General features: G+C 44.7%; 5 protein-coding genes. 1 reads left to right on the forward strand and 4 read right to left on the reverse strand.

Annotated elements, in window-relative coordinates:
- Positions 1-3: 3 nt before the first annotated feature.
- The 4 genes from DKW60_RS16335 to DKW60_RS16350 all read right to left on the reverse strand — a co-directional run bounded on the left by DKW60_RS16335 (position 4) and on the right by DKW60_RS16350 (position 5,458).
- Positions 4-1,569, reverse strand: a complete 1,566-nt coding sequence (locus DKW60_RS16335) for an alpha/beta hydrolase (protein WP_109838732.1) — start codon at positions 1,567-1,569, stop codon at positions 4-6.
- Between the two features lie 9 nt (positions 1,570-1,578).
- Positions 1,579-3,054, reverse strand: coding sequence for a threonine synthase (gene thrC / locus DKW60_RS16340; RefSeq protein WP_109838733.1), 1,476 nt, complete (start codon positions 3,052-3,054; stop codon positions 1,579-1,581).
- 27 nt (positions 3,055-3,081) lie between these two features.
- Positions 3,082-4,392, reverse strand: a complete 1,311-nt coding sequence (locus DKW60_RS16345) for a homoserine dehydrogenase (protein WP_109838734.1) — start codon at positions 4,390-4,392, stop codon at positions 3,082-3,084.
- Positions 4,393-4,528: 136 nt separating this feature from the next.
- Complete coding sequence (locus tag DKW60_RS16350; RefSeq protein WP_109838735.1) at positions 4,529-5,458, reverse strand: sigma-70 family RNA polymerase sigma factor; 930 nt, start codon at positions 5,456-5,458, stop codon at positions 4,529-4,531.
- A gap of 282 nt (positions 5,459-5,740) precedes the next feature.
- Here DKW60_RS16350 and ypfJ point away from each other — a divergent pair, with 282 nt between their 5' ends.
- Positions 5,741-6,622 carry a KPN_02809 family neutral zinc metallopeptidase gene (gene ypfJ, locus DKW60_RS16355; protein WP_109838736.1) on the forward strand — a complete coding sequence of 294 codons (882 nt, stop codon included), beginning with the start codon at positions 5,741-5,743 and terminating at the stop codon, positions 6,620-6,622.
- Positions 6,623-6,786: the final 164 nt, after the last annotated feature.

The raw sequence follows: 6,786 nt of genomic DNA on the forward strand, positions 1-6,786 counted from the left end.
CGATTATTTAGCCCACACAATTAGATTAAGGCTCCGCTCAACAAGTCGCTCTTCGGCATCACAAAAGGCGGTTTCTTTGATCTCAGGGTTGAGAAATACCTGCACTTCATCATTTGAACAGATCGATGAACTCAAGACGGAATGCGCTGATTCCGGATACTCAAGGTAGCGACTGTTACTCAACGTTTTAGCCAGACTCCTTCCCCATTCCGGTGGCGTGATGGAGTCTAATGCTCCAGCTAATATAAGCGTTGGGATGTCGCTCACTACGGGTTTACGATAATCACGCTCAGCAGATATGGACACATCTTTCCACTGCTCACACATTTTAGGGCTATAAATAGCCTGCTCGGACCAATCTAACATCGGATATCTGTCAAGATACGGGCCGAGTCTTTCCATTAATTCATCGATCGAAAACTGCCCATTCTCTTTGCACTCCGTGATCATATACACAGGCTCACTGAACTCTTCGAACAACTCTATTTCCAGATAGTTTGTGGCAAGCTCAAGTAACGGCTTATTCTGTAAATCGCCCTCAACCACAGCCGAGATCGCTGCCGGAACATTGGCAAGCAGACTGGAGTCGTAACTGGCATAGTCTAGCAACAGGATCAAACGATGCGGGGTTAGTGACAGTCCCCGAGCAGGCTTACCAACTTCCGTTTGTGGAACTGATAAATCCAGCGGCTCTGCTTTGAGCGCAAGCAATGCATCATTGAGTCGCTTGCTTAGCATCGGATGTTCTTCATCGCACATAACATCGGAGCGGCAACTCTCCAACAATCGCTCAATCGCCCGCAAACCATTTTCAGTTAATGTTTCAAAGCCATCGTAACGGGGCGGATACACTGAATCGAGCACCATGGATTTTACTAATGCCGGATAACGACGAACAAACTCCAAAGACAACCGGGTGCCATATGAAACACCCATCAATACCCATTGCTCAATGCCTAACAGGGAGTGCAGATCAGCAATATCATTCACGCTATCATCAGTGCTGATATATTGCATATGTTGACTAAGCGATGTTTTTTGCGTCAACGCCTCGTAGCATTCCTGCATTTGCCTTATAAACTGTAGTGAGTCCTCACGGGCGGTTAGCGATGTTTTTAAACTATCCAGTCGCTGTGAATGGCTATCGGGACAAGTCAGTCGTGGTTTACTGAGCCCGGTTCCACGCTGATCATAAATAACGAAATCAATACCCCAATCCTGATGGATAAAGTTCTGTATCCAGAACGGCATTATCTTGGCATCAATATAGGCCGCTCCACCCGGCCCACCGGCAATGTGTAGCATGGGTGATTCAGAGTTACGCCACAGAGAGTGCCGTAATACCACGATAGGTAACTCAAACGTTGCATCTGAGTGTGTTTCAGTACGTGTCGTCATATAACCACACTCGACACGCATGAATTTATTGCTCTCAAACCAGCAGTCGACTGGCCTATAGTTTGCACCGTTGGGTAATTCAGAAGCACGGAACTGCAGCGATTGAAAATAAACAATCGCTGCAGTAATGACTAATAAACTAAAGACTAAAAGCTGAGTACGTCGACTCAAAAGGTCACCTTACAAAAAGGATAAAATCGTCTTCTCAATATCCGCCTTATCGATTAACGTTTTTTGTGCAACTGGCTTATCGAATAAGGCTTCAATTTGCTCAGGGATTTTGATATCAGCTTTTGCAGAGATGTTATTCAAGGCTTCTAAATCACCAGAACCTGACTCTACCCCAATAGCATCCGCAATGGTCATTGAGAATTTAGTCCACTCAGCGGTCGACGTCACCACTGTCTTCAGGTTCTTCTCACGGCAGGTATCAAACGTTTTGATGCATGTCGCGGTATGAGGATCCATGACGTAGCCTTCTTCAAAGAAATCTTTGATATACGCGATCGTTTCAACATCATCACAATCATCGGCAATGAAATACTGCTTCAATTGATTGTGCTCCGCTTCGCTTAGTTCATAGAACTTTTCATCATCTAACTGCTTCATCAGCTCGCGCGTGCGCTCAGCACCAAACAGATCGAACAGAACACGCTCAACATTAGATGCCTTAAGAATATCCATCGCAGGAGACAAGGTAGAAATCACAGATGAATCACGGAAATCATATCGTCCATGATTAATCAATTGCTTTAATACATTATTATTGTTGGTTGAGATCAGTAACTTCTCGATGGGTAAGCCCATGCGGATCGCATAATAACCACCTAATGCATTTCCAAAATTACCACTCGGCACCGCTAAATAAATGCTATCACCCATCGTAATTTCATCATTACGGACCAGTTCTAAGTACGCATGAATATGGTAAATAATCTGAAAAATAATACGCCCAAAATTCACCGAGTTAGCGGCAGACAAGTGAATTTTCTTTTCTTGCAGTGTCGCTTTAAATTGCGCCGAACCCAGTAACGATTTCAGTGCAGCCTGTGCATCATCAAAATGACCATGAATACCAATTACTTTAAGATTATCAGCATCTTCAGTAATCATTTGCAAACGCTGTACATCTGATGTACCGCCCTCAGGATACATACAAGCCACACGTACCCGGTCACGATTTTTGAACGTCTCTAATGCTGCAGGCCCGGTATCACCACTGGTCGCTGCCAGAATCAAATATTCTTCATCGCGCTTCCTGGCTAATGCCGACAACAACACACCAAATGGCTGCAACGCCATGTCTTTAAAGGCACGTGTCGGGCCATGGTATAACTCACTAACAAACAAATCTTCACGCAGCTTAGCGAGTGGTGTCGGATCTTCCGCATCATCAAAGTGATCATAGAGACTTAACGCCTCATCAATCACTGATTCCTCAATATCAATCTCGAATGCCAGCAAAATGGCTTTTGCTAGCTGCTTATAGTCTGACTGCAAATGAGCCTCTAAAAAGCTCAACCCCAAATCCGGCAAACTCTCAGGTGCATAAATACCACCATAAGAAGCGATAGGACCTAGTATAGCTTGTGAAAATTCAACGGATACTGGATGGCGTGGCTGTCCGTCATTACCACGAGTTTCTATAAATTTCATAATGAATTCCCGATAATCATCGATGACTTAGCTAAGGTTCTCAACACGTATGCGTGTGACAGCACCACTCACCACATCCAGTGCTTCAATTTTGCTAATCGCCTGATTCATATCACCCTCGTTCACTAACTTAGTTAACAAAATGATATCTGCCTTACCGTCGCTGATTTTCGTTTCTTTTTGAATGAATGCTTCGATACTGATGCTGCTATCACCTAGAATCTGAGTGATATTAGCTAATACTCCAGCCTCATCTAGTGCACTCAGGCGCAAGTAGAAGGCGCTCTCGACGTCATCCATTGACAGAATTGGCGTATCGGACAAAGCATCAGCCTGAAAGGCAAGATGTGGTACACGATTTTCAGGATCAGAGGTTAAAGCCCGCGTGATATCGATAATATCTGCAACAACCGCCGACGCAGTAGGCTCGCCACCGGCACCCGCTCCATAGTGCAAGGTCGGACCAACGGCATCGCCTTGAACCAGCACAGCATTCATGACACCATCAACATTGGCAATCAACTGACGCTTTGGAATGAGTGTCGGATGTACTCGCTGCTCAATGCCTTTCTCAGTACGACGTGCAATACCTAAATGCTTGATGTTATAGCCCAACTCGGCAGCATAATTTACATCATCACGGGAAATCATCGAGATACCTTCCATATAGGTCTTCTCAAATTGTAGCGGGATACCAAACGCGATGGATGACAGGATTGATAATTTATGCCCGGCATCAACACCCTCAACATCAAAGGTTGGGTCTGCTTCGGCATAACCCAGCGCCTGAGCTTCTTTAAGTACATCTTCAAAATCACGGCCTTTGTCACGCATTTCAGTCAGAATGAAATTGCCGGTACCGTTGATGATACCTGCCAGCCAGTTAATTTTGTTGGCAGACAATCCCTCTCTTAGGGATTTGATGATAGGAATACCACCCGCAACCGCTGCTTCAAACGCGACGATGACCCCTTTTTCCTGAGCTTTGGCGAAAATCTCATTCCCGTATTTCGCAATCAGAGCCTTGTTTGCTGTGACGACGTGCTTACCGTTATCAATCGCTTGTAACACCAAGCTCTTAGCCGGTTCATCACCACCATAAAGCTCAACAACAATAGAGATTTCCGGATCATTGACAATGTCAAAAGGATCAGCACTAATTCGGCTGTTAGCTAAACCTAGTCCACTCGGTAACTCTGACTTTGAGGTAGACACAAAATCAATTTCAATACCTCGCCCTGCTCTGCGCGCAATTTCTTCAGCGTTACGTTTTAATACCGTCGCGGTTCCACTTCCAACCGTTCCTAAACCTAGCAGACCAACCTTTACCGGAGTCATTTACTCTACCTATCGTAAAATTTCGAGACATAATTAAGCAGCGATTCCTTCGAAAAAGAATCGCTGCGAAACGTAAAAAAAGTTGCGGCAAGTATAAAGTAAGCCTAAGCAATAGGCTATGTTTAAGGGTTTGCTTTTATGAGCTTTGCAAGTATAGCTCTCTCGAACCACCTTCCATCTCTAAAATACGGCGCAATCGTTTCAAAGCATCCAGTTGGATTTGCCGAACCCGTTCACGCGTAATCTCTAATTCCTCACCAACGCGTTCCAGTGTCGTAATATCATGCCCATGTAATCCAAACCGTCTGACGATAACCGCTTGTTGCTTTGCATCGAGCTGGCCTAACCACGCTTCAACGGCATTTGAAATATCACCTGAAATGACTTCCTCATCGGGCTGTTTAACAGTGTCCGCAGATACGAAGTCCATAATCGATGTGTCATTACCTTCTCCGACCGTAAAGTCTAACGAGGTAGTATGCTCCGTATGTCGCAGTAAGTGCTGAACTTCATTCTCAGACTTACCCATCTCTCGTGCTAATTGATGAAGACTGGGTTCTGACCCTAATTTTTGCCCGAGCTGCGCACGTTTTTTAAGACAGCCATTAAGTGCTTTATTTATATGGATAGGTAAGCGGATAGTGCGTGAATGATTCATTAGGCCACGTTCAATATTCTGACGAATCCACCAGGTGGCATAAGTAGAGAAACGGAATCCTTTCTCTGGATCAAACTTTTCAACGGCGTGAATTAGACCAAGATTACCTTCTTCAATAAGATCTAATAAGCCCAAACCTCTTCCAAGGTAACGTCGCGAAATCTTCACTACTAACCTGAGGTTGCAGGTAATCATTTTCTTACGAGCCGACTGATCTCCTTTTTTCACCAGTCTACCGTAGAAAACTTCTTCTGCGGCACTCAATAGTGGGTTTTTCTCAATGTCTCTGAGATACAAATTAACAGCATCTTGTTGCCGTTTTCCACCGGAAACAAATTGCTTTCCTAAGCCGGAGCGAAATCTGGTAGCAGATTCAGCAGACGGGGTCTTTCCATTAACTCCTGACATACTCGAACTCTCTCTCACAATTTTTAGGGTTTGTTGAGGTTTTAGCACCTCATTATCTTCTCATTATTATTATATTATGGCCTGACTATACCATTTAAGTTCAATTTTAAATCTACCTAAATCTAGTCACTATTAAGCGAGCCAATTTGCCAGACAAAAGGTTAAGCAGGCATCTTATCGACGTTATTTACCCGACAAGTTGACTCGCCAACGAGCAATTTTGTGATACTCATATTACGTGTGTATGATTGAGCCTTTATTATCAGGCTAGTGAGCGAGATTATGCGTTGGAAGGGACGTAAACAAAGTACGAATATAGAAGATCGTAGAGGTGGACGAAGCGGATATTCGGGCCAACGTCGACCCGGTGGCGGAATGAAGATAGGTGGTATTGGTTTCTTTATCGCCCTTTTGATATTTCTGTTTACCGGACAAGGCCAGAACTTCATGGATATGATGGGCGGTGACGCTCAAATGGGTGGCAGTGTGTCTCAGCCCCCCAGCCAAACCGGCGCTGCGTCAGGCGCAACGGATGAAGGAAAAGAATTTATTGGTGTTGTTGTAAAGGACACAGAAGATGTCTGGAACCCTATTTTCGAAAAAGCAGGTAGTCGTTATCGCGAACCAACCGTCGTTCTGTTTAATGATCAGGTGAGTTCCGCTTGCGGCCTGACATCATCAGCTACAGGTCCTTTCTATTGTCCTGGCGATATGAAAGTGTATCTGGATCTTGGTTTTTTCAGACAGCTTAGTCAAATGGGTGTACGCGGTGATTTCGCTCAGGCTTACGTAGTCGCTCATGAAGTGGGGCATCATGTTCAGAAACTGCAGGGTATTTCTGATCAGGTTATGCGAATGCAACGTCAGACTAACAAGACACAAGCAAACCAACTCTCAGTCTTACTAGAACTACAGGCGGACTGTTATGCAGGAATTTGGGCACGCCGCCAAGCGAATTACAACCTTCTAGATGACGGTGACCTTGAAGAAGCAATGAATGCAGCAGGTAACATCGGTGATGACCGAATGCAAAAGCGTGCTGGCCAATATGTTAATCCTGACAGTTTCACCCATGGTTCCTCTGCACAGAGAATGGAGTGGCTCAAACGGGGAATGCTGAGTGGTGACCCTACGGATTGCGACACCTTCGCAGCTTTGCGTTAAGCTTGTTTGCTTAATCGCTGTTCAGTTAATCAAGCTGCTAGCTGAACGACGTTCAGTTAGCAGGCTGATTACTGTGTATCATCGCATCTTAGAATGAATAAATTACACACAAAATAGAACCGTAAGTATTTGTTTATTAATAGACTCAACAACCACCAGCTAAA

This window comes from Leucothrix pacifica (assembly GCF_003172875.1).
Taxonomy (GTDB): Bacteria; Pseudomonadota; Gammaproteobacteria; order Thiotrichales; family Thiotrichaceae; genus Leucothrix; species Leucothrix pacifica.